This is a genomic window from Nostoc cf. commune SO-36 (assembly GCF_023734775.1).
Lineage (GTDB): Bacteria > Cyanobacteriota > Cyanobacteriia > Cyanobacteriales > Nostocaceae > Nostoc > Nostoc commune_A.
Genome location: NZ_AP025732.1, coordinates 1,893,630 through 1,916,351, shown reverse-complemented (window position 1 = coordinate 1,916,351; position 22,722 = coordinate 1,893,630). Strand labels below are relative to the sequence as shown.

Below are 22,722 nucleotides of genomic sequence, written 5' to 3'. Positions count from 1 at the left end.
GATATGGCAAAGAATACAGGTAACGGTTATCGCCGTGGTGCTGTGGACAAACGCAGCCAAACTTACAACCCTGTTACCGAACAATGGGTAAAACGTAATGCTGAAACCGGACAGTTTATGGACGTAAAGCAGAATGGTGAACCTTTTAAGGGTGTTCATAAGGAAGACTAAATACTAAATTGCGTCCAGTGTGGAGACTGAACGCAACTCGGTAATGGTATTAGTTTTGGTCTATTGGAGGGGTGGTGTTACGCTCGTAGCCCACTCCTTCAGTTTCTTCTATTGTGTTTGTCTTCAGCTTCAAAATCCAGACTATCATTTAAATAGAAGATACTTTACTATTACCGATCGCAAAGATTAAACAGCGCAAGCAGCAATCTTAAATACACATATAGCAGATACTAAATCATTCCTTAATATGCCCACGCGATCGCACAGACTTCACATCATAATAAGTACTTGTATACGTCTATAGACAGGTTCCAAAACAGTCAGAAACAAACTCAGTGAATCCTCGTCATTAAATACATCACATACACAAAGGACAACCCTCTTATGACACGCCTATATCAATGGAAATCTGGAACTGCTGCACTTATGGCAATAGCAGTTACTACAACCGTCATTAGCCCCCTATTCAGCTTGGCTCCTGCTAATGCTCAATACAGAATTGATCAAAACAGAACTGGACAATACGGAAACGTTACCATTCCTTCTGGAGTCGCTTTTCCTGTAACCTACGAAAAAGAGACAATTACTATTGCTCCTGGAGAAAGTAAATCTATAACCTTGAGAATAGCGAACGACATTATCGACAGAAATAGAAATGTCTTAATTCCTGCTGGTACTAAAGTAAATGGACGTTTAGAATCTGTTGACTTAAATAGTTATTCAAGAGATACAGATGATAACCAAGGAAAAGGCGTAAGGTTTGTAGCGCAAGAATTAGAATTTTCTAATGGTCAGCGTCAGTCGATTAATGCAACTTCTCGCACATATACCACAACTCAAAAAGTTTCACAGGGGCCCAGCACAGGTCAGGTTTTAACTGATGCAGCTATTGGTGCGGGTGCTGGTCTTTTAGGTTCACTAATTACTGGGAACCGCAGAGTTGACGATTTAAAACCTGTTCTCGGTGGAGCTGCGGGTGCAGGTGCGAGTATCCTGTTGCGGAAAAAAGAAGGAAATGCTTTTGTCCTCAGACCTGCACAGGATTTAAGGCTTACACTGAATTCTAACTTGAATTTAGTACCACCATCTCGTTACTAGATTTAATTTCATTCAAGTTGTGAATTTAATCATCCCTTATATGCGATCGCCACTTTAACTATAGTGTGCGATCGCCTTCATTTTTCTCTCTATAAATTGTATTTTTCTGCAACTATTGCATCTCTGCATCGTCTTACTCAGTATTGATATTGATTGGAATCCTTGTTTAATTGTAATAACAAGTAATAGGATGATTACACTACTAATTTTTCAAGCTATTTTTAAGGATTTATAGTATGCACCAAAGTGTTTACAAAATAAAGGCTGAATTCCTTACTACAAACTTGCTTTCCCATAAATTTAAACTTGACATACTACTATTTTGTTTGAAACAGACTTTTGTTTATGACTGTATTACTAAAGTAATGGTTTTTACTAATCGCAGAAAATTTGGGAACCTAATACTTTAGTAAATGTCTAATTAATTAACAGTAAAAAAATAATTTAACTGGAGTAAATAAATAATGTTTAACTTAAATCGTTGGCAATCTAGAACAGCTGCACTGATGGCTTTAAGTGTCACAGTCGGTACTGTAGCGCCTTTTATTACAGCTTCGCCATCTTTTGCTCAAACTACTTTTTCTGATGTTTCATCTAACTATTGGGCAGCACAATTTATTCAACAATTGTCACAGCGAGGTGTAATTGCCGGATTTCCTGATGGTAGCTTCCGCCCTGAAGAACCGGTGACACGCGCTCAATTTGCCGCGATGGTCAACAAAGCTTTCCAAAAAACACAGCAGCGATCGCCAATCAGTTTTACTGATGTGCCTAGCAACTATTGGGCATCCAGTGCCATTGGGCAAGCTTATACTATTGGTTTCTTATCAGGATATCCCGGTAATCGCTTTGAGCCTAACCAAGCTATTCCCCGCCAGCAGGTTTTAGTTTCCCTTGCCAACGGTCTGGAATATAGTCCTACTGGCAATACCGAAAGCACTCTGCAATACTTCAACGATGCTTCTAACATCGCTAGCTATGCCCGTAGCCCGATCGCAGCAGCAACTGAAAAGCAAATTGTGGTCAACTATCCTAATGTGAAGTTTCTGAATCCAACTGCAACCGCCACCCGCGCCCAGGTAGCAGCTTTTATCTACCAAGCATTGGTTAGTTCTAATCAAGCCTCGGCAATTAACTCGCCTTATGTTGTGGCTGTCGGGTCTACTACCCCAACACCTGTGGCTGTGACGATTCCTCAAGGGACTGCTATCCCTGTGAAGTATGACAAGGCAGAAAAAATTCTGGTTACAAAGGACGAAACAGCGCCTTTGACATTGACAGTATCCCAAAACGTGGTTACGCAAGACGGATCTGTAGTGATTCCTGCTGGTAGTCAAGTTATTGGTCAACTCAAACCTGCTACAGGCGGTTCTCAATTCATTGCCGAGAAACTAGTTTTGACTAGCGGTCAAGAGTATCAACTGAACGCTAGTTCTGACGTGATTACCAAAACTGAAAGAGTCAACAAGGGTACTAGTACTGGTTCAATCATTCAAAATACTGTATTGGGTGCAGGTGCAGCCGCTGCGGTATCTGCTGTCACAGGCGATCGCGCCATTGCCACAGAAGAAGTCTTGGGTGGTGCTGGTATCGGTGCGTTGGTTGGTCTGTTCTTCGGCAGAAATAGCGTTGACTTAATCGCTATTGATCCAGATACCGATTTACAAATGACCATCAATCAAAACTTGTTCGTTTCATTAAGATAGTCATTGGTCATTAGTCATTAGTATTTACAAAGGACAAATGACTAATTTTGAACTTCTGGCAACCAAATAATAAACGTAGTTCCCGGCGCACTGGGTGAAGTGAATTTAGAGTTGATTGCAGGGCTGAAAACCTCGATTTCGCCCTGCATTTGCTCTATTAATTGTTTAGCGATCGCTAACCCTAAACCTGTACCGGGAATTTCTGTTTGCGCTTGTACACCACGATAATGCCGTTCTCCAAGATGTTCTAAATCTTGGGGTGGAATCCCAGGCCCGTTATCGCTGATGACAATTCCTTGAAAATTCCCTTTTTCTTGCCCCGCCTGAATCAAAATTTTGCCACCAGTGGGAGTATATTTCAAAGCATTATCGATGATGTTAGTTAAGACCTCTCGTAATGCTTTAACATTGGCACGCACTAGGGATGAATTCTGTTGAATTTCAGTTATTAGTTTTAGCTTCCGCTCTTGAGCGATCGCTTTGGCTGATATTAATAATGGTTCTAATATATCTGCTAGGGAGCAGTCAACTGCTTTATCTCCCGTTCCCGGCAATAATAGCGGCGGTTTAGCGTCTTTTTGGATGGTTGCTTCTACAAATACTTCATCTTCTGGCAAATGTAGTGGTGCTAAATCTGCTTCAGTCAAGTCAATTACTTGCTCAAATTGTTGTAGCAATTCTTGGAGGCGATCGCTTTCCCGCACAATACTATTTGCCACATCCCGGTTAGTGTCTGCGGGCCTTAGTCGTTTCAATAGCAGTTTGCCAAAAGTCCGCAACGCCGTTAATGGGTTACGAAACTGATGCAACAGATTATCTAGCAAATCGCGCTGTTTTTCTTGAAGAATTTGTTGCTCATGTAACTCCTGCTCAAACCATGCTCGGCGTTGATCTAAAATACAAGCGATCGCCAATGTTTGAGCTATCTGTTGAATCTGACTTTGCTCGTGTTCATTCCATGCCCGGTCTTGCCTACCTGTCACCAGCAAACCCATCATCACACCCTCATAAATTAGAGGTAAAACAATTTGGTTGCCACTAAGTAAGTATTCCTCTTTTAGATGGGGTGGAGACGAATCTGGTGTCTCAGACTCCCCTGACGAGCTTGGAGATTCTGAACCTGCTGTCAATAACCTTCTTTGATGATTGGGTAATATAAACGCATTTCCAACTTGAAGCTGCTTGTATGCTGTCCCCTCAGCATTTTCCTCTTCTGGCGATAATAATGCTGTTTCCGGGTAAATCACCACAGGAATAAGTTTTGCATCGCTTGAAGAAGTTTCTACCAATTCTTGTGTCAGGTACACAATACTTAAAGTTGCTCCCAGCCCTTGGGTTAGTAGCGCTATTTGCTCTCGACACAGAGCAAGAAAATCGGAACTGGCAGACATTAACATTTTTTAGCTCTTGCTCAAGATTATAGATTTTGAGGCATGATGTTAAGAGAGGATACTTAATTTTTACCTCACTCATGTAATAAAGCTTAACTAAAATTTTCTTAGAGATGGTTTCTACTAGGGGATTATATACTTAGGTGATTTTATTTTTTCTATGTTCAAACATATTAACTTTCTTATCTTAAAAGGTTAAAAACTATTGATATTTTGAACTAGAACCTATATAATGACGACGGATTTTGTAGCTATCACTACAATCTATAGCTTGAAAGAGGAGGACAATAGATTGGCAAGGAGACGCAAAAGGAAGAGTCGTCGTCGTCAGGAAGGACGACGCATTTTGGAGCACGTACCTCAATATAGCATCGAGAGTGGCGAAGAAAAGCCTGTGACAGCAGCGAGAAGATTCATTCAAGCTGAAGGTATTTTGCCACCGGCCTTGCTACTCGTAAAGCGAAATGAACACACCACAGATCGTTATTTCTGGGCAGAAAAGGGACTGTTTGGTGCTCAATACGTAGAGGAAAACCATTTCTTGTTTCCTAGCTTGAGGGTGTTAGAACCTTCACCAGGTCAAGAATCTCTTGCCTTAGCTAGTCGATGAACCATAGATGGTCATCTTAGGCATTGAATGTGGCTCCTGACTATCTATTAACTGGCAAAATTGCTAAGTTTATGCAAAATTTAATTTTTTTTTAGTTTGTAGCTGATTTGCCAGTAAATCTAGTCCAGGTAGTTGGAAAGTAAAGCTGTCTCAAACCACGCTAGATTGCATGGGTTGATACTATCTTGATGATGCAGAAGGAAGTGGGTATAGAGCCAAGCGCTTCAAAAAGCGCTAGTGAAGTTGCGCTCTTATGCAGTAGATGGTTAAAGCTTGCTCTGTCAATGAATTTAAGTTAATGAATTTAAATTTTTTCCCCATGACTTGTGTCGTGGGGAAAACTGACAAAGCAGCCGTCTTGATGTCCTCCTTCCTACTTTCCATTGCCTAAAGAGTAGGTCAGGTCAGAAGTTTGCATATCATAGTTAAAAGATGGTCACAAAAAGCAACAATTATTTCCCAGGCTTTAGCTGTAGAGTCCTCTGCAACTCACTGAGTTCGTCTCGATGGGCAACTACGGTTATCTTACTTGAGAAGGTTTGTTCGCTCTGAGTTGTTTCTACTTTGAGCGACACCTTTTCAAGCCTTCCAGATTTTTTCCAATAAAATAGACCACTTAAAGGCGATAACAATACCATAGCCAGAACAAGGGTACTGAAGCTAGGAAAAAGCATAGATACTACCAGAGATAGACAAACAATCCCGGTAGCTGCCAATAAAGTTAGAAATATAGCTAAAAACCAGCTGGGTTTAACAAAACCTTCAAAAGTCACCTGGTTTTGTTCTCGGTCTACCGCTGCCACTCGGTAAGACCGCGATCGAAAATACTCTTTTAATTGAGACATTAAAGCAGCTTCGTCTTGCTCAGATACCAGTTGCGCTATTTCAGTGCGGTCTTTAGTCGAGGCACGAATAAAGAAAAACAGCCCAACCGATAACAACAAGGTTAGCAGGAACGTAGATGGCAGAATAGCAGTATCCATAACTAATTGTTAGTGTTTGACTGTAGGAGACTTACTTCATTATCAATTATTTGTTACTTTGTCCTCCTATTAATGTAATTTTGCCAAAGAAAAGCTAGATCCTGAGCTTGAACTTGCCATTCCGGAGAAACTTGGTACATCCGTCTGGGGCGTCCTCGTCCTTCGAGTTTCTTCCAATATCCAGTGATTGCCCCTTGGTCTTCCAGAAATTTGATTGCACTATAAAGCACGGTGTCTGAAAGCCGATAAATGGGATATTCAGTTTCTAATTGCTCGATCAACTCGGTTCCGTAGGATTCACCTTGTAATAAAACAGACAGTATGTAACAAACTGCTAGTTCCTGACAAAGGTAAGTTGGCGGAGGATTTTCAAAGAATTGATATATATCCTCAAGTTTCATGGTTAATGAATGGCTAAAAAAATGCCTTAGGGTAAGGTCTATAATCCTTATAGTCAGTATACAGTGCTACTGCTAAGTGAGTAATACATATAAAGCTACTTAGACTAGATATCCATTGCGTAAACACCAAATAATTACCCACGCCTGTAAAGTTGTGGAACGAGTTTGCGGGTTTTAGGGGCACACAATAATGTACTCTACTCAAGCTCGATACGGTGTGGTGAGAAGCAAAAAGACAATAGCGAAGTCACGATCTTGGTATTAAGTGATGCCAAACTAGTTAGAACCGCTTAAGCAATAAAATGCCATCGAAAAAATTTTACAGGTAAAATGCTATTTTGTCTGTAAAAGTTAATAAACACTTTGTTTTACAGTGATTTTCCCCATGCAAATTCTCAAAGCTTACGCTAAGGGATATGTCTGGGTTAAAACTGCTACGGCAGTGAAAACACTTAAGCAGTCACCATTACTGATTTCCTCCATCAGAGAATCTCTTGTCTCTTATGGCAATTGTGATAGTAAATTTATCAAAGAAGACCTAAAAAAGGGGAAAGAAAACTTGACTTTTCACGTTATATGGAAAAAACTAACCCCCAACTCGTTGCGGGAAAGGAGAAAAATTCAAAGTCTCTCTTCCTTCTAGGAGAGAGAAATAGAAGTGAGGTTTTCCAGATACCGCTGAATTGTCAGAAAGAAGACGGGGAAACGCTCTGACGAGGGGAAAGAACTCTTTGTGTCTCCGTGTCCCCTTTTCCTCGCGTCCCTTAATCAAGCGCCCAGCACATTGGTTCACTCTATGTCACAAACTCCCGATGCTCCATCATCTTCCTCAACTCTCCGGGCAATTGCCCAAACTTTTCGCCTTACAGGTTGGATTAGCTTCTGGATTCAGTTAATACTAGGCGTTGTTTCTAGCATAATTGTGTTGCTGTTCGCCATCTTTAATCAAAGAACTGGCAGTCCTAGTAATAATCCTGGCACTGGCTTTGGTGTATTTTTAGCAATTTGTGGACTGGTTATTTTGGGTGGAGGGATTTATTTAGCTTACCGTTACACTAGAATTGGCAAGCAATTGGAATCTTCCAATCCCAGCAACCGCCCTCGAAAAAGCGAGACTGTGCAAGTATTACGCTTAGGGCTGTGGGTGAATTTAGGGGGAACCCTGGTAACTCTTTTAGGGGCGCAAGCGATCGTTGGTACATTAGTAGCAAGATCCATTTCTCCCCAAGCTATAACTACCCAATTTTTTGACCCTACCCGAATTATTAGCGGTCTAGATATGCTTGTGGTACAGGCAAACACCAACACTGTTTCAGCGCATTTTTCAGGGGTTATTGCATCGCTTTGGTTGCTCAATCGCATTAACCGTCCTTAGAAAGGGGAGTAATACCAAATTTTGAATTTTAAATTTTGGATTTTAAATGTTTCTAGCCCTGGCAAGATTGGCAGGGCAAAATTTTTATGTTTGCTTTTCTGGTCGTGGCAAGCCAAAATCAGTATATGCTGATGTGTTGGCAGGTAGATAATAGGCTAAAAACTGAGAAAAATCTGTGCTGGATATCAAGCAAATACGGGAAAATCCGCAATTAGTTCAAGAACGATTGAGTAGTCGTAGTGGTAAATACGACATCGAACCGATATTACAGCTAGATCGGCAACAACGGGAACTTGAGGGGACGCGTAGTCAACTCCAAGCCCGTAGCAACGAAATCGGTAAAATTGTCGGGCAGAAGATTAAATCTGGGATGAATCCTCAAGACCCAGAAATTCAAGCTTTGCGGGATGAAGGTAACTCTGTCAAAGCTACATTGAGTGAACTGGAACCCCAGGAAAAAGACCTCAAAGCTCAAATTACCCAACTTGTGTTGGCACTTCCCAATTTGCCCAGCGACTCTACACCCTTTGGAAGAAATGAGGAAGATAACGTAGAAGTGCGGCGTTGGGGTGATGAGTACATTCCCCAGAATCCAAATATTCTTCCTCACTGGGAAATTGGCGAAAAGCTGGGTATTCTCAATGTTGAACGAGCTGTAAAAGTTGCCCAAAGTCGCTTTGTGACATTGATAGGTGCTGGTGCGGCATTGGAGAGGGCATTAATTCAATTTATGCTGTCTCTCCATATTCAAGCTGGATATGTAGAAGTAAGCCCGCCTCTGTTAGTTAATACCGAGTCTTTGACAGCGACCGGTCAGTTACCCAAGTTTGCTGAAGAAAGCTTTAAATGCGCCGATGATGACTTGTGGCTGATTCCTACGGCAGAGGTTCCAGTTACAAATCTCTACCGGGGTGAAATTCTCGCTGCTGAAAACTTGCCTATTTACCACTGTGCTTTTACTCCCTGTTTTCGTCGGGAAGCTGGTAGCTATGGGCGCGATATGCGGGGATTAATTCGTCTGCATCAATTTAATAAGGTGGAAATGGTGAAGTTTGTCGAACCTAGTACATCTTTTGATGAACTGGAGAAATTAGTGGGGAATGCAGAAGCAATTTTACAGGCGTTGCGGTTGCCTTATCGAGTAGTCAATTTAAGTACTGGAGATTTGGGATTTGCCTCTACCAAAACTTATGATTTAGAGGTTTGGTTGCCCTCTTCTGGCAAATACCGCGAAATTTCTAGCTGTTCCAATACTATAGATTTCCAGGCGCGACGGGCTGATATTCGTTTCAAAGAAGCGGGTAAGAAAGGTACTCAGTTCGTACATACCCTCAATGGTTCCGGTTTGGCTGTGGGACGGACGATGGCAGCAATTTTGGAGAATTATCAACAACCTGATGGGACGGTGAGGATACCAGAAGCGCTGCAAGCTTATTTGGGACGTGAAGTTTTATAATTTGTCATTAGTCATTTGTCCTTTGTTATTTACCAATGACCAATGACCAATGACTAATACCCAATGCCCAATGCCCAATGCCCAATTAGAATGGAGATAACTATAGCTTAATATCTTCACAATTTACTCTATGTCAGTTTTAGCAGCGATCGCAGTCTTGGCTGTTTTGATCTTGGTACACGAGTTGGGACATTTTGTTGCAGCACGTTCTCAAGGCATTCTCGTTAATCGTTTTTCTTTGGGTTTTGGCCCAGTTTTGTTAAAGTACCAAGGTTCACAAACCGAATATGCTGTCCGTGCTTTTCCCTTGGGCGGTTTTGTGGGCTTTCCCGATGATGACCCCGATAGCGATATTCCACCCAATGACCCAAATCTGCTGCGTAACCGTCCAGTTTTAGACCGGGCGATTGTCATCAGTGCCGGAGTAATCGCCAATTTAATATTTGCCTACTTGGTGTTGGCTTTGCAATTGGGTATTGTCGGCATTCCCAAGGGATTAAACTATCAAGCTGGTGTCGCCGTACAACCTGTTAATCAAGAATCTGTTGCCTATCAAGCCGGAATTCGGGAAGGAGATATTATTCTGGCTGTGAACGGTCAGGAACTCCCGGCTTCTGACAAGTCAACTCCTTTGCTGACAAAAGAAATTCAAACTCATCCCAATCAGCAAATCGAACTGAAAATTCTGCGTCAAAACCAACAACAAACCCTGAAATTAACACCAAAATTGGGAGCCGATGGCAAAGGTGTAGTTGGTGTGGCACTCAGCCCAAATGCTACAGCAGTTTATCGCCGTCCTAATAGTCCTTTTGAAATTTTCGGCATTGCTGCTAACAGGTTTCAACAATTATTTGTTGGCACACTCAGCGGTTTTGGCCAGTTAATTACTAACTTTCAACAAACTGCTGGACAAGTTTCTGGGCCTGTTAATATTGTCAAAATAGGTGCAAAATTAGCTGAAGATAATAGCGCAAATCTGTTGTCTTTTGCCGCAATTATCAGCATTAACTTGGCTATTATCAATATTTTGCCTTTACCCGCTTTGGATGGTGGACAACTCGCTTTTCTGCTGATTGAAGGTTTACGCGGTAAGCCTGTACCAGCCCGGATTCAAGAAGGTGTAATGCAAACTGGTTTGGTGTTACTCTTAGGCTTAGGAATTTTTCTGATAGTCAAAGAAACTACCCAATTAACTAGCCAATTGGAATGGGTGCAAAAATTATTCCAGTGAAAATAGGGAGTGGGGAAAAGAAACTTTTAATTTTGAGGGAGCGATCGCTAGAAATTTTAGCTCGTTTGAAGCGTCTTTATCCAGATGCTACTTGCTCTTTGAACTACTCAACGCCAGTACAATTGTTGGTGGCAACAATTCTCTCTGCTCAGTGTACTGATGAGCGAGTGAATAAGGTAACACCAGCTTTATTTGGTAAGTTTCCTGATGCTGAGAGTTTAGCGATCGCTGACTTAGTAGAGTTAGAAAACTTGGTGCGTTCAACTGGATTTTATCGCAACAAAGCCAAGAACATTCAAGCCGCCTGTAGGATGATTGTCACTGAGTTTAACTCTGTTGTCCCTAACCAAATGGAACAGTTATTAAAGCTTCCAGGTGTGGCGCGGAAGACAGCAAATGTAGTCTTGGCTCATGCTTATGGAATTAATGCTGGCGTGACAGTAGATACTCACGTCAAGCGCCTCAGCGGACGTTTGGGTGTAACTGAACATACAGACCCCGTTCGGATTGAGCAAGATTTAATGGGTTTATTGCCTCAGCCTGATTGGGAAAATTGGTCAATTCGGCTGATTTATCACGGTCGTGCTATTTGTAAAGCACGTTCTCCCGTCTGCATTGCTTGTGAACTTGCTGATTTATGTCCTACTGCAAATAAGCCAGTGGTTGTAGGGTAAGCGACACAAGTAACCCCAGAATTGATGGAGAGACTGTAGAATGGAAAACGGTGTCTTTAAATAAGTTAGAGAATATATGGCTAAAAAGAGCATGATTGAGCGCGAGAAAAAGCGCACTAGGTTGATAGAAAAGTATGCTGACAAGCGGGAAGCTCTCTTAGAAGAGTTCAGAAGTGCAGCATCTCCTCTCGATAAGCTGGAAATCCACCGGAAGATTCAACAGCTACCCCGGAATAGTGCGCCCACCCGCCACCGCAATCGTTGCTGGTTGACTGGTCGTCCTAGAGGTGTTTACCGCGATTTTGGGTTGTCTCGGAATGTGCTGCGAGAATGGGCGCATGAAGGTCTTTTGCCTGGAGTTGTTAAGTCTAGTTGGTAGTTAAGAGTCATTAGTCATTAGTCATTGGTAAATAACAAAGGACTAATGACAAAGGACAAATGACAAAAATTATTGACCACAGCACTTATCAATTCCCAGACTTTCTAAGAGTAGATCGCTGACGGCGTTGGCGATCGCAAACTCTCCATAAAAGCTATTGGAAAAATCATAGGACTGCATCTCTGTGACAATGGCAATTACCAGAGAACCAAGGTCGTTTTCTCCTTCCATCCGTTGACGCACAAAAATCTGTGCGGCTCGTTGGGCAATATTTTGGTTGACTGCTTCGGGGATAAATTCTGTATCTAGCCACCGTTGTAGGCGTTCTCGTAACCATTCACCTTCGAGCAACGGATTTTCAGGCGGTGGTAGGGTAATGGGTGGAATTGGTTGAGTCATTTTTTTTATTTTAAACGCAGAGGGACGCGGAGGGAAACGCAGAGGAACGCGGAGGATGATTGATAGGATCAAATGGCGTTTCTCTGGTGTTTTTTTATATTTATTTATGGAATATGATATCGCCGCTATTGTTGAGGGTTATGCACAAGGCTATTTTCTCATGGCTGATGAGCGCGATCGCCTGAGTTGGTACGGAAGTCGCGATCGGACTTTTATTCCTTTGGATGAGCGGTTTCGCTACCCTAAGTCTTTGCAGCGTGTTATCAATCAAGAACGGTTTACTGTGGCGATTAATCGGGACTTTCAAGCTGTGGTGGCTGGGTGTGCTGACAGAGACACAACTTGGATTTCACCGGAATTGCAAAAGATTTATTGGCTACTTTACCAGAGTGGTTATGCTTTTAGTTTTGAAACTTGGCAGGGTGACGAGTTAGCTGGGGGAATTTTAGGGATTGTTATTGGTGGGGCTTTCATTGGTGAGTCGATGTTTTATCGGATTCCTGAAGGCTCGAAGGTAGCGATGGTAAAGTTGGTGGAAAGGTTGCGCCACAGGCAATTTGTGTTTTTCGATGCCCAAATGATGAATCCACATTTAGAGAGGTTTGGGGCTTATGGGGTTGAGGATGAAAAATATCAATCTTTACTTAAGCAAGCGTTGCAACGTTGTTGTTCCTTAGTGTAAGGGTATAAGGACAAGAACCTTGCCTTATATCGACAGTAAAAACTACAAATTGAAACATACTAGAGTGTACAACGAGTGAAAGTAACAAAATGTGATGTATTAAATAGCCAAGCACGGTATACTACTTAGCAGAGCCAGTGCTGCATAACACTATTCAATTGAATAAATAGTTAGGCTGCTTCGTATTATCTTTTGGGTGTAGTTTCCAAATTAGCTATAGGTGTTCAAAATAAAGCACCGTAAAAGTATTGATAGGGTGTGCAGTTGAACAACCTTATCATTGCATTGATAGAAATGGGATTTTAAAGCGCAAAGTTTAGAGCAAAATGACAAATACCTACCACAGAGACGAGTCTTATGCAGAGCTTGAACCCGAAGTTGAAGAAGTCGTTGATACACCCGACGCTCGGCCTGTTTCAAGCCAACCTCATGACTGGACAATTTCGACTCTGCGCGATAAGTATGAGCGAGGACAAATTGATTTACAGCCTCATTATCAACGTGAGTACGTTTGGGAGCAAAAGCCTGAATTACCATCACGATTGATAGAATCGCTGTTATTGCAAATACCAGTTCCACCACTGTATTTTGTCCGCCTCAACACAGGTAAAATTGAGGTGGTTGATGGGCAGCAGCGTTTAACAACGTTGATTCTATTTGTTACAAATAAATTTAAGCTTCAAAAGCTTCAGAAGCTCAGTAGCCTCAACGGCAAGCTTTTCCAGGAACTTTCTGATCAAGACCAAGAAAAAATTATTGACGCTCCAATTCGTAGCATCGTTATTGATGCGGGTACTAATCAAGATTTGCGTTACGAAATTTTTGAGAGATTGAATCGTGGCGCAATGGCATTAAACGAGCAAGAAATCCGGAACTGCGTTTATCGAGGCCTATTCTGTGATTTGCTTGCTGAATTAGAACGAGATCCCAATTGGCGTAAGATCAAAGGAGCTAACTTACCGGGGTCACGTTTTATTGAGCGTGAAATGATTCTACGCTTTTTCTCATTTGCAAATAGAATTGATTATTACGGAGGCAATCTAAAGCGATTCCTAAATGACTACATGGGCAAGTATGCTCCCAAGGAACAAGCTCAAGTCTCTGAACTTGGAGCAGTATTCCGACAGACAATGCAGAATGTCTACAGCGTATTTGGTGAGTATGGAGGACGGCTATATTCTGTTGATGATGACTCACCACAAGATGTAGGAAAATGGGAAAAGGAATTTTCAATTTCTGCCCTAGATATCCAGGCTTCTGCCTTAATTGGCTGTTCACCCACAAAAGTTCAAGCTTTAGCGAAGCCTATTTGTGAGGCTTACAAGTTCTATCTTGCAACCAATCCACAAGTTCGCCTTGCAATATCGCGTCGTCCAGCAGGCACTGAAGCTACAAAAACACGATGGTTTGGATTCAAGACGGTTGTTCAAGAGATATTGAATGAGCCTGTCACATCAGGAATAGCAGGTGAGCTTTTGTTTGAAGCGAAAGCACTCTTTAGAGCAGGTTATTTTCCTGCGGCTGGCGCAAGAGCTGGTGTAATTCTTGAACATCATTTGAAAGCATTGTGCGCTATCCAGAACCCTCCAATCTTAACGCGTGGCGATACAATCAATCCGTTGAATGATGCTTTGAAGGCTGCACAGATATACGACCAAACGCAACATCGTCGCATTCAAGTTATGGGTGATATTCGTAATCGTTGTAGTCATTCAGTCTCCAATCCACCGTCAAAAGAAGAAGCTTGGGAATTAATCGAAGATGTTAATACTTTTGTGCATAGTTATCCAGTTAAATAACTTATAGACATTAGCTCAAAACTGTTTTAGCGATCAGGGAACTGACAAAGCTAGGACTTCGCGATCGCAATCCTCCCATTATCATTATGCTTAGAAAGAAGAATGCAGACAAAGCATGAAAGTTAGAGCAATCATTCATTATGTCAGACTTACTTGGAAGAATTACAGTTAATCCCAAACAGTGTGGTGGTCGTCCCTGTATCCGGGGCATGAGAATTCGGGTATCAGATGTACTCGACTTGTTTGCGGCTGGACTGAGTGCCGAACAAATTCTAGAAGAAATGCCCGATTTAGAAGCGGATGATCTGAAAGCAGCACTTGTGTACGCTTCACGTAAGCTCAATCATCCCGTTTTGGTTGCATGACGATCTGGGTAGATGCACATCTGTCACCTGCAATTGCAACTTGGATCACTATCACATTCGGCATAACGGCATTAGCTTTGCGTGATGTTGGGCTCAGAGATGCCGAAGATCCTGAGATTTTGAGGCAGCAAGGGCTAGAGGAGTTATCTTCATCACCAAAGATAGTGACTTTGCTGATATTAGTTGATCGTTTTGGAAGTCCACCACAGGTTATCTGGTTGACGTGTGGTAATACGTCAAATGCCCGGTTGAAAGAGATTCTGAATTCAACATTACCAGAAGCATTAGAGCTTTTGCGATCTGGTGAAGCGTTAGTCGAAATCAGAGGAGATTAACAGTGCAGGCTAATCAAAGCGATCGCAGTCTAACAAACTTACTGCACCTTAACGTAGTTTAAGGTTTCTTGGGCTACCCTAAAGATATAATCGGTAAATTAGCAATCGGTAAATTAGCCTTGTAATCGGTAAATTAGCCTTGTTATGAGTGTTGTAATCTCAGACGAAATTCTACAAGCATCTCAGCTTACCCCAAGCGAGTTTTGTCAAGAAATTGCGCTGTTCCTATTCCAGACAGGACGGTTAACGATAGGCTACGCCAGTCAGCTAGCGGATATGCAACCCAATACCTTTCGCCAAATCCTCAAGCAGCGAAAAATCCCTCTCTACTCCTATGAAGTAGAGGACTTTGAATTAGATTTGAAAAATCTGCGAGAGCTTGGAAGGCTTTGATTGTTATCAGCGATACGTCGGCAATCACAAATTTGGCAGCAATTCAACACTTGCAACTTCTGCCTCAACTTTACACTCAAGTCACCATTCCAGAAGCTGTATATTGTGAGCTTACCGATATCGATCCTCCCGTTCCGGGAACCTCTGAAGTTCAAACTGCTTCTTGGCTGAAAGTTCGACAAGTTGCAAGCCGTGAGATTGTTGAACGCCTTCGATATGAGGTCAGATTAGACGCTGGAGAGTCTGAGGCGATCGCCCTCGCCTTAGAACTAGATGCTGATTTACTATTGATTGATGAGCGTAGAGGTCGAGCAGAAGCCAATCGCCTGGGGTTGAGGATTACTGGATTGCTGGGTATTTTGATTGAGGCAAAACACCAAAATCTCATTGTTGCTGTCAAACCGTTGATGGATGCCTTGATTACTACATCAGAGTTTAGAGTCTCTCCAGCCTTATACAATCAGATTTTAGATATGGTAAATGAAGGTTGAGTAAGCAATATAATCTCTCTGAAATAGGTAGAGCGATCACTCAAGCTAGCGATCATTCAAAAACAGTCACTCCAGCAACCAGCTAAATAAACCTCCTACTGTCAGGTTGAAATCTTTAGCAAATTCTGGCACTGGTAACTGTGTTCCTAGTTCTTCGTAAAAAGTGGTTGGTTGATCTGGCAAGTAAACAAACACAGATTGTTCTTTAGGATCAATCAGCCATCCCATCTGAGTTCCATGCTTTAGGCAATGCAGAATATTTTTGATAACTTTAGTTTGACTTTGATCGGGAGATAGAATTTCAATTGTCCAATCTGGCGCAATTGAGAAGACATTCGCAACCCCACCATTTTCTTTGCGGGGAATTCTATCCCACGCAAACACAGAAATGTCAGGCACAATTGAGCGATTGCCAAAGCTACAGCGAAGCTCACAGAATGCTCGTGCAATCTGTTTGGGTTTTACAACGAAGTTAATTGCAGGTGCTAACTCGGTCTGAATTACGCTGTGTTCTCCTTGCGGCATCGGTTTTTGGATGATATGCCCATCAATGTATTCACTGGCAGGTTCTGTCTCTGGCAGATCAAGAAATTCACTTAGAGTCAGGGTTTTAGCAGGGATCTGTACCATTTAAGGTTTCCTTACGAGGGGTAAGTTGTACTACTGCTATTTGTTATTTTACAGAACGTACTGATTGATCTGCTTATCTTAATCACTTCCGCCATTCCAGGTAATAGGGTAGGCTTTTAGTGATTCTGTCTTAATAGTTCTTTAGTTAGTGTTTATAGGCAGGCGCATCTTCAAAAATCCAAAATAGCATGAGTGCGAATTTTTCTTTTCAATGTCTTGCAAGCTGTAGTCAAACTAAAGCTAGAGCAGGAGTGTTTTTCACCCCTCACGGTCTTGTCGAAACCCCTAGATTTATGCCAGTAGGAACACTGGCAAATGTCAAAACTATTACTCCAGCCCAGTTACGAGATACTGGGGCGCAAATGATCTTGTCCAATACTTATCATCTTCACCTACAACCAGGAGAAGCGATCGTGGCTGGAGGTGGCGGGTTGCACAAATTTATGGGTTGGAATGGGCCAATGCTCACAGATTCGGGTGGGTTTCAGGTCTTCAGCTTAAGTGAGATGCGAAAAATTACTGAAGAAGGTGTAACGTTTCGCTCGCCCCATGATGGACGAATTATTAATTTGACACCAGAACGTTCCATTGAGATTCAAAATACTTTGGGGGCCGATGTAATTATGGCCTTTGATGAGTGTCCACCCTATCCAGCGACTCGCCAAGAGGTAGAAACGGCAACTGAACGCACTTATCGCTGGTTAGAACGCTGTATAACGGCTCATCAAAGCAGTGAACAGGCATTGTTTGGGATTGTACAAGGAGGGGTGTATTTGGATTTGCGCTGCCGTGCGGCTGAAGCTTTGGCTAAATTAGATTTGCCGGGATATGCCATTGGTGGCGTGAGTGTGGGAGAACCACCAGAAATGATGGCTGAGATTGTCAAAGTCACAGCACCGCTTCTACCTCCCGATAGGCCGCGTTATTTAATGGGTGTGGGTACTTATCGGGAAATGGCGATCGCGATCGCATCTGGTGTAGATTTATTTGATTGCGTAATTCCCACACGCTGGGCCAGACATGGCACGGCAATAGTCCAAGGCGGACGCTGGAATTTAAAAAATGCTAAGTTTCGTGAAGATTTTACGCCATTAGATGAAACTTGTCACTGCTACACTTGTCAAAATTTTAGCCGGGCTTACATATCTCATTTGGTGCGATCGCAAGAAATTTTAGCTTATACTTTGTTGAGCATTCACAACATTACTGAACTAATTCGCTTTACGCAGAAGATTAGAGAAGCAATATTAAGCGATCGCTTTGCCACAGAATTTGGTCACTGGCTCAACTCATCTGAATCAGCACCAGATGAGGGGGAAATTACAAATGACTATTGACGAATGACCAACACCCAAACCATGTTAAGATACTTCTCAATTATGAATGCTTTGTTGGATAGTTGGATTTAAACAAACATGGAAGCAGCACTTTTATTAGCAAAACTGCCTGAAGCTTACCAAATCTTTGATCCCTTGGTAGACGTTCTCCCAGTCATCCCCGTATTCTTCTTGTTGCTTGCTTTTGTTTGGCAAGCAGCTGTGGGATTTAGGTAAGTTAATCTATTTTTCAATTTATAGGACAGGTACTATGCCTGTTCTATTTTTTTGTGGCGCTATATTTGATAAAGTTAATATTTATTAATATTTTGTAATGATTTAATATAATAACTAAGATGTGAATCAAGCCATGTCAATATGAAGCCTTGAAAGCCAAGCTTAGAGTCAAGGAGGGATCAGTTATGGGTAATATCAAATTCGTTAAAGAGAATAAAGAAGTAGTGGCGGCAGATGGTGCAAATCTCCGACTCAAAGCGATGCAAAATGACATTGATATATATACATTCATTGGCAAAATGACCAATTGCGGTGGTAATGGTCAATGTGGTACTTGCGTTGTCGAGATAGTCGAAGGGCTAGAGAATCTTTCCCCCCGCACAGACGTAGAAAATCGGAAATTCAAGAAAAAGCCAGAAAATTATCGCCTTGCCTGCCAAACTTTAGTGAATGGCTCAGTCAGTGTAGTCACAAAGCCTTAAGTTCTTAAATCGCCATTGCCTGAATTTGTATCCAGTCAGCAGTCAAAATACTTACCAAAATTAAGTTTCCTAATTTTGAATTTTGAATTGGTATAACTGTGTCGTCGATGATGCTATCCTAATCTTGTTGACTGGAAATTTAAGAGAGGTTTTCTTGCCATGCAAGTTAATGACCTGGGGTTCGTAGCGAGCATTTTGTTCGTACTAGTCCCCACTGTGTTTTTACTAATTCTGTACATCCAAACTGCAAGCCGCGAAGGTGGAAAAGATAATTAAGAGTTTGTGTATAAAATAAATAACCCCTGCACTATTGGTGTAGGGGTTTTTATTTATCAACTACTAAGTAAGTGGAGGTAAATAATTAAAGGTTTATAGTCCAATATGCTTCAGTTAGACCTAAAAACTTTAGACTGCCTAAGCTGGGGAGCCACTGCACCATTGTGTTTTCCCGACTTGCTTTTAGCGTTCCCGCAAGCAAGTGGCCTTTGAGGAACGAAACCCAACATTTATTTTCGGGCATTTATTGGGTTTCACTTTCCTAATTGATTTTACATTACGTAACATTAAGCGATTGTTCGCGCCAATAATACCGGACAAGTGGCATTGACTCGAACATAGTCAGATAACGAAGAGCCTACAAGTCGGTCTATATCAACAAAAGTCTTAGCGATGGATGGGCGACGATCTGGGGAACCGAGTAATAATAAGTCTATATTCAACTCCTCTGCCAACCGACAAATTTCTTCACCAGGTTTGCCACTGCTGATATAAGAACGAGATTGAATGCCCTGTTTTTGAGCTTCTGCAACTGCGGCTGCTAAAACTGGATTTTTGTTTGAACTAACTTCAGTGATTTCCGATTTTTTTCCACCTAAATTTGTGGTAATATTTGCCAAAATTAACTCGCCGCCCTGAATATCTCGCAGTAGAAACAGCGCCAGTTTCAAACAGTTCTTTGCTGAATCAGAGTTGTCTATTGCCACCATAATGCGCTTAATTCTTTTGACATAAATATCATCTTTTACCAGCAACATTGGGCGAGAAGATAGCTGGAAAACATACTGACTGACTGAGTTCGATAAAATGGATTGCAGCCGCTTCAGTCCGCGTGAACCCATAATAATCAAGTCAGCGTCGATTTCATCAGCTACTTGGCAAACTACATCTTTCGGGTCGCCTTCACGCAAAATTGAAGAAACTTGGCTAGGATCTAAGTTCAAAATTTGAATGGCATTAGCTAAAATTTTACCGCCATTTTCCCATTTAGCTGTCATGGTAGCAGCAGTATTTTGCGCCTGAACAACATGCAAAATTGTCACTTTTGCAGATTGAATTGAAGGAATTTCTCTCAGGGTTTTGAGCATTTCTTCTGCGTGTCCCAATCCCGATACAGCCAACAAAATTTTTTCTATCATCTTGCGTAATTTTTGTTAAGTTTACTTTTTTTCACTGTTATTACTTGGCTCAGGTTGGATTTTCACCACCTTGTTTGACAACCTAGTTAGTAAGTTGGCACTAATAAACTTTGTTTTTTAGTATTTAACACTCAAATAGATGACAAAATACAAAAAAATCAACAAATATTTAAGTTTATTTGCACCTAGTTACTTAAATTCTCAACTAAATTTCAATTATTAAGCATACTCTCAATTTAACCTGAATAACTTAATAAATTATGATGTTAGTTATTATTTTTAATCTATGTTCACTTTATTTTAATTACAAGTTAGTTAAGTATTGCAAAGAAAAGCAAAATAATTCTTTAGGAAGATTGATTCAGTTTAATCTTTAGCAGGCGATCGCTTGGGGCTTAAATAGTCTATACTACTCCTGAACTACCTATATTCTCTGCTTTGTAAGGCTCTTGCAGTTTCGGAAACTTAGATAATACCTAACGCCAGAAAAACGCGTGATAACAGCATTTCAATTCGGGTGTACTAATAGTCGAAATCATATTTAGTACTTTTTTAATAGTATTAGGACTTACGCAAAAACTCTCTCAAACTCTTATTACTTCGTGTCCTTTGCGGTTCGTTTTTTCATAATTTTGCGTAAGTCCTAAGTATATTGAAACCCCTCAAATAGAATCTGGGGGGTTTGTTTGATTACTGGCGAGATTCGCTTAACTTACAGCACTTCCGGCAGCTATGAGGTACATCCTCAAAGCTAAAAGCTATGTTAGGAGAGAGGCAATAAGAAAAACTGTATTGCATAATAGCGGGAAGCGCTGTAAATCTGCTACTGGTTGCAATACGGTTCAGTTAAATCCGAAATCCTCTGTAGAGACGCAACATTTCGCGTCTCTTACAATACCGAGATTAATACCAAAAATCCTTAACTCAAACGCATAGCTCCTGGTTGTCCATTTTTAACTACAAACGAAGCTAGGGTTTTGACAGAGGCATTCAAGTCAACGATGCTTGAGACAACGCGGTAGTCACTTTGCCAGCTTTGGGGGGTAAGCTTACACCGAACATATCCTCGAAAAGCACCATCAAAAAACTTAGTATGGGGATTGTTGGGTAGGGCAGCTTGAACTGGGGCGATGAATTGGGTGGGAAAATCAGAGGTAATTGAGGTTCCTACAAACTCAGTGCCTACTGTCGGTGAGTTTGGATTATTAAAATCAAGCTTCAGGTCATGTACCCAACTAGAATGAATATCTCCGGTAATCACCACTGGATTAGAGGGTTGACGCTGGTTTAGAAAACTCAAGAGTCGATTACGTGCAGCCACGTAGCCGTCCCACTGATCCACATTGAACACACCTACGCCTTCATTACTATTGAAATTGTACTCGGCTAGCATCGTCTGTTGAGCAATCACATTCCAGCGCGATCGCGACTGATCTAACCCTTTTCGTAGCCACTGCTCTTGTTCTGAGCCGGTCATGGTAGCATTTGTATCAAAAGCTTCGGGGCAGCGCGGCTTTAGTCCATCATCACAAGGTTGATTAGTGCGGTATTGTCTGGTGTCTAGGACATTGAACTCAGCTAAATTACCAAAAGTCAACCGCCGATAAAGCAGCAGGTCTGGGCCTTTAGGCAATAAAGACCGACGTAGAGGCATGTGTTCGTAGTAAGCCTGGTAAGCATTGGCTCGCCGTTTCCTGAAAGCCTCTTGAGTTTGATTATCTTCGGGGATTAAGTTGGCGTAGTTATTGTCAACTTCATGATCATCCCAAGTAACAATCCACGGAAAAGCCTCATGAGCAGCTCGGAGATTTGAGTCTGTTCTGTAGAGGGCGTAGCGATTACGGTAGTCGTCAAGCGTAATGATTTCTGGACTATTATGCTGGCGTGGCCCACCAGATTGGGGCCCATATTCATAAATGTAATCACCTAAATGAACTACAAGGTCGAGGTTTTCCTCAGCCAAATGCCGATAAGCCGTATAGTAGCCATTTTGCCAGTCTTGACAGGAGACAAAAGCAAAGTTCAGTTGTGAAACCGGGCCATAAAATGCCGGTGCTGTGCGAGTCCGTCCAATCGGGCTAGCTTCCCTACCCGCTTGAAATTGATACCAGTACCAACGGTCAGGGTCTAGCCCACGCACATCAACGTGGACTGAGTGTCCTAACTCTGGTGTTGCCAGTACTGTTCCTCGACGCACCACCTGTCTCATGTTTTCATCAAGGGCAATTTGCCACCGCACTGGAACATTTACCAATGGCATTCCACCTCCAGAGAGTGGATTTGGAGCCAGTCGTGTCCAGATAACAACACCATCCGGCAAAGGATCACCCGATGCAACACCAAGACTGAACGGATACCCAGAAAATCTTGAGTTAGCCAATACTGGATGCCATTGGCTGGCTATTGTTAACCCCGTTAAGAATCCTGCACCCAACAAAAAACTCCGCCGTCTGTACCGATTTTCTAGTAGGCGCGTACCATCCATAAGTTCCATATTCACCCCTTCTCAGATGTAAATACAGTTGGCAAACTTTAGGAGGGTCAATTGCGACAAGCACAAATATAGCGATGTCTACGATGGTCACTTGCGTATTTAACTCAACACCGAAGCGCTATAGTGGCTTGATTTGACTTGTCTCCTAATTGTTGCTCAACTAAACACAAGGAACCTAGCAAACCAGAATCAAGCATAAATTAAGATTT

Annotated in this window: 26 protein-coding genes; 19 read left to right on the top strand and 7 right to left on the bottom strand. The window is 42.0% G+C overall.

Translation table 11 applies throughout. From position 1 onward, the window contains the following. Window positions 1–3 precede the first annotated feature (3 nt). The 3 genes from ANSO36C_RS08420 to ANSO36C_RS08410 all read left to right on the top strand — a co-directional run bounded on the left by ANSO36C_RS08420 (window position 4) and on the right by ANSO36C_RS08410 (window position 2,975). A complete protein-coding gene (locus ANSO36C_RS08420; RefSeq protein ID WP_251959157.1) occupies window positions 4–171 on the top strand; it encodes a hypothetical protein in 168 nt (55 codons plus the stop codon). Between the two features lie 384 nt (window positions 172–555). After that, on the top strand, window positions 556–1,269 hold the full coding sequence (locus ANSO36C_RS08415) for a conjugal transfer protein TrbI (RefSeq protein ID WP_251959156.1): 714 nt from the start codon (window positions 556–558) through the stop codon (window positions 1,267–1,269). 464 nt (window positions 1,270–1,733) lie between these two features. Continuing rightward, window positions 1,734–2,975, top strand: a complete 1,242-nt coding sequence (locus tag ANSO36C_RS08410; protein ID WP_251959155.1) for an S-layer homology domain-containing protein — start codon at window positions 1,734–1,736, stop codon at window positions 2,973–2,975. 41 nt (window positions 2,976–3,016) lie between these two features. Here ANSO36C_RS08410 and ANSO36C_RS08405 read toward each other — a convergent pair whose 3' ends face one another. After that, window positions 3,017–4,372 (bottom strand): GAF domain-containing sensor histidine kinase, encoded by a 1,356-nt coding sequence (locus ANSO36C_RS08405; RefSeq protein ID WP_251959154.1) that lies wholly within the window; start codon window positions 4,370–4,372, stop codon window positions 3,017–3,019. 286 nt (window positions 4,373–4,658) lie between these two features. Between ANSO36C_RS08405 and ANSO36C_RS08400 the strand changes: the two genes are divergently transcribed. Then, window positions 4,659–4,976 carry a DUF3155 domain-containing protein gene (locus ANSO36C_RS08400; protein WP_190939368.1) on the top strand — a complete coding sequence of 106 codons (318 nt, stop codon included), beginning with the start codon at window positions 4,659–4,661 and terminating at the stop codon, window positions 4,974–4,976. A gap of 452 nt (window positions 4,977–5,428) precedes the next feature. On the opposite strand, the gene ANSO36C_RS08395 is transcribed toward ANSO36C_RS08400, so the two are convergent. Together ANSO36C_RS08395 and ANSO36C_RS08390 are read right to left on the bottom strand one after the other, a co-directional pair. Then, window positions 5,429–5,959 (bottom strand): cofactor assembly of complex C subunit B, encoded by a 531-nt coding sequence (locus ANSO36C_RS08395; protein WP_251959153.1) that lies wholly within the window; start codon window positions 5,957–5,959, stop codon window positions 5,429–5,431. Window positions 5,960–6,012: 53 nt separating this feature from the next. Continuing rightward, window positions 6,013–6,360 (bottom strand): PadR family transcriptional regulator, encoded by a 348-nt coding sequence (locus tag ANSO36C_RS08390; protein ID WP_251959152.1) that lies wholly within the window; start codon window positions 6,358–6,360, stop codon window positions 6,013–6,015. A gap of 796 nt (window positions 6,361–7,156) precedes the next feature. Here ANSO36C_RS08390 and ANSO36C_RS08385 point away from each other — a divergent pair. The 5 genes from ANSO36C_RS08385 (at window position 7,157) to rpsN (ending at window position 11,475) form a co-directional block, all read left to right on the top strand. Then, window positions 7,157–7,735, top strand: coding sequence for a DUF3611 family protein (locus ANSO36C_RS08385; protein WP_251959151.1), 579 nt, complete (start codon window positions 7,157–7,159; stop codon window positions 7,733–7,735). 175 nt (window positions 7,736–7,910) lie between these two features. After that, window positions 7,911–9,191, top strand: coding sequence for a serine--tRNA ligase (gene serS, locus ANSO36C_RS08380; protein ID WP_251959150.1), 1,281 nt, complete (start codon window positions 7,911–7,913; stop codon window positions 9,189–9,191). 130 nt (window positions 9,192–9,321) lie between these two features. After that, window positions 9,322–10,422 carry an RIP metalloprotease RseP gene (rseP, locus tag ANSO36C_RS08375; protein WP_251959149.1) on the top strand — a complete coding sequence of 367 codons (1,101 nt, stop codon included), beginning with the start codon at window positions 9,322–9,324 and terminating at the stop codon, window positions 10,420–10,422. Then, window positions 10,398–11,096 (top strand): endonuclease III, encoded by a 699-nt coding sequence (nth, locus tag ANSO36C_RS08370; protein WP_251959148.1) that lies wholly within the window; start codon window positions 10,398–10,400, stop codon window positions 11,094–11,096. Before rseP ends, nth begins: the two co-directional genes overlap by 25 nt. A gap of 76 nt (window positions 11,097–11,172) precedes the next feature. Beyond that, window positions 11,173–11,475, top strand: coding sequence for a 30S ribosomal protein S14 (gene rpsN, locus ANSO36C_RS08365; RefSeq protein ID WP_251959147.1), 303 nt, complete (start codon window positions 11,173–11,175; stop codon window positions 11,473–11,475). A 69-nt stretch (window positions 11,476–11,544) separates the two neighbouring features. Here rpsN and ANSO36C_RS08360 read toward each other — a convergent pair whose 3' ends face one another. After that, window positions 11,545–11,874: a hypothetical protein gene (locus ANSO36C_RS08360; RefSeq protein WP_012410384.1), complete on the bottom strand. Its 330-nt coding sequence runs from the start codon at window positions 11,872–11,874 to the stop codon at window positions 11,545–11,547. Between the two features lie 106 nt (window positions 11,875–11,980). On the opposite strand from ANSO36C_RS08360, the gene aat reads away from it, so the two are divergent. The 6 genes from aat to ANSO36C_RS08330 all read left to right on the top strand — a co-directional run bounded on the left by aat (window position 11,981) and on the right by ANSO36C_RS08330 (window position 15,939). Beyond that, entirely contained in the window at window positions 11,981–12,556 is a 576-nt protein-coding gene (aat, locus tag ANSO36C_RS08355; RefSeq protein WP_251960281.1) for a leucyl/phenylalanyl-tRNA--protein transferase, read from the top strand. A gap of 326 nt (window positions 12,557–12,882) precedes the next feature. Continuing rightward, on the top strand, window positions 12,883–14,355 hold the full coding sequence (locus ANSO36C_RS08350; RefSeq protein WP_251959146.1) for a GmrSD restriction endonuclease domain-containing protein: 1,473 nt from the start codon (window positions 12,883–12,885) through the stop codon (window positions 14,353–14,355). A gap of 140 nt (window positions 14,356–14,495) precedes the next feature. Then, the gene (locus ANSO36C_RS08345; RefSeq protein WP_174712394.1) at window positions 14,496–14,720 is read left to right on the top strand and encodes a DUF433 domain-containing protein; all 225 of its coding nucleotides are present in this window, start codon (window positions 14,496–14,498) and stop codon (window positions 14,718–14,720) included. After that, a complete protein-coding gene (locus ANSO36C_RS08340) occupies window positions 14,717–15,055 on the top strand; it encodes a DUF5615 family PIN-like protein (RefSeq protein ID WP_251959145.1) in 339 nt (112 codons plus the stop codon). Before ANSO36C_RS08345 ends, ANSO36C_RS08340 begins: the two co-directional genes overlap by 4 nt. Window positions 15,056–15,199: 144 nt before the next feature. Beyond that, window positions 15,200–15,448, top strand: a complete 249-nt coding sequence (locus ANSO36C_RS08335) for a UPF0175 family protein (protein ID WP_251959144.1) — start codon at window positions 15,200–15,202, stop codon at window positions 15,446–15,448. Then, window positions 15,445–15,939, top strand: a complete 495-nt coding sequence (locus ANSO36C_RS08330) for a DUF3368 domain-containing protein (RefSeq protein WP_251959143.1) — start codon at window positions 15,445–15,447, stop codon at window positions 15,937–15,939. The genes ANSO36C_RS08335 and ANSO36C_RS08330 overlap by 4 nt, the downstream gene beginning before the upstream one ends. A 66-nt stretch (window positions 15,940–16,005) precedes the next feature. On the opposite strand, the gene ANSO36C_RS08325 is transcribed toward ANSO36C_RS08330, so the two are convergent. After that, on the bottom strand, window positions 16,006–16,569 hold the full coding sequence (locus tag ANSO36C_RS08325; protein WP_251959142.1) for a Uma2 family endonuclease: 564 nt from the start codon (window positions 16,567–16,569) through the stop codon (window positions 16,006–16,008). Between the two features lie 188 nt (window positions 16,570–16,757). Between ANSO36C_RS08325 and tgt the strand changes: the two genes are divergently transcribed. The 4 genes from tgt to psbM all read left to right on the top strand — a co-directional run bounded on the left by tgt (window position 16,758) and on the right by psbM (window position 18,880). Then, window positions 16,758–17,906 carry a tRNA guanosine(34) transglycosylase Tgt gene (tgt, locus tag ANSO36C_RS08320; protein WP_251959141.1) on the top strand — a complete coding sequence of 383 codons (1,149 nt, stop codon included), beginning with the start codon at window positions 16,758–16,760 and terminating at the stop codon, window positions 17,904–17,906. A 78-nt stretch (window positions 17,907–17,984) separates the two neighbouring features. Then, window positions 17,985–18,122, top strand: a complete 138-nt coding sequence (locus ANSO36C_RS08315; protein ID WP_006195022.1) for a photosystem II reaction center protein K — start codon at window positions 17,985–17,987, stop codon at window positions 18,120–18,122. A 185-nt stretch (window positions 18,123–18,307) separates the two neighbouring features. Beyond that, window positions 18,308–18,604, top strand: a complete 297-nt coding sequence (locus ANSO36C_RS08310) for a 2Fe-2S iron-sulfur cluster-binding protein (protein ID WP_094329158.1) — start codon at window positions 18,308–18,310, stop codon at window positions 18,602–18,604. A gap of 159 nt (window positions 18,605–18,763) precedes the next feature. Beyond that, complete coding sequence (gene psbM / locus ANSO36C_RS08305; protein WP_100901506.1) at window positions 18,764–18,880, top strand: photosystem II reaction center protein PsbM; 117 nt, start codon at window positions 18,764–18,766, stop codon at window positions 18,878–18,880. A 287-nt stretch (window positions 18,881–19,167) separates the two neighbouring features. On the opposite strand, the gene ANSO36C_RS08300 is transcribed toward psbM, so the two are convergent. Continuing rightward, the gene (locus ANSO36C_RS08300; RefSeq protein WP_251959140.1) at window positions 19,168–20,019 is read right to left on the bottom strand and encodes a universal stress protein; all 852 of its coding nucleotides are present in this window, start codon (window positions 20,017–20,019) and stop codon (window positions 19,168–19,170) included. 919 nt (window positions 20,020–20,938) lie between these two features. Beyond that, window positions 20,939–22,513: an alkaline phosphatase D family protein gene (locus ANSO36C_RS08295; RefSeq protein ID WP_251959139.1), complete on the bottom strand. Its 1,575-nt coding sequence runs from the start codon at window positions 22,511–22,513 to the stop codon at window positions 20,939–20,941. Window positions 22,514–22,722 lie beyond the last annotated feature (209 nt).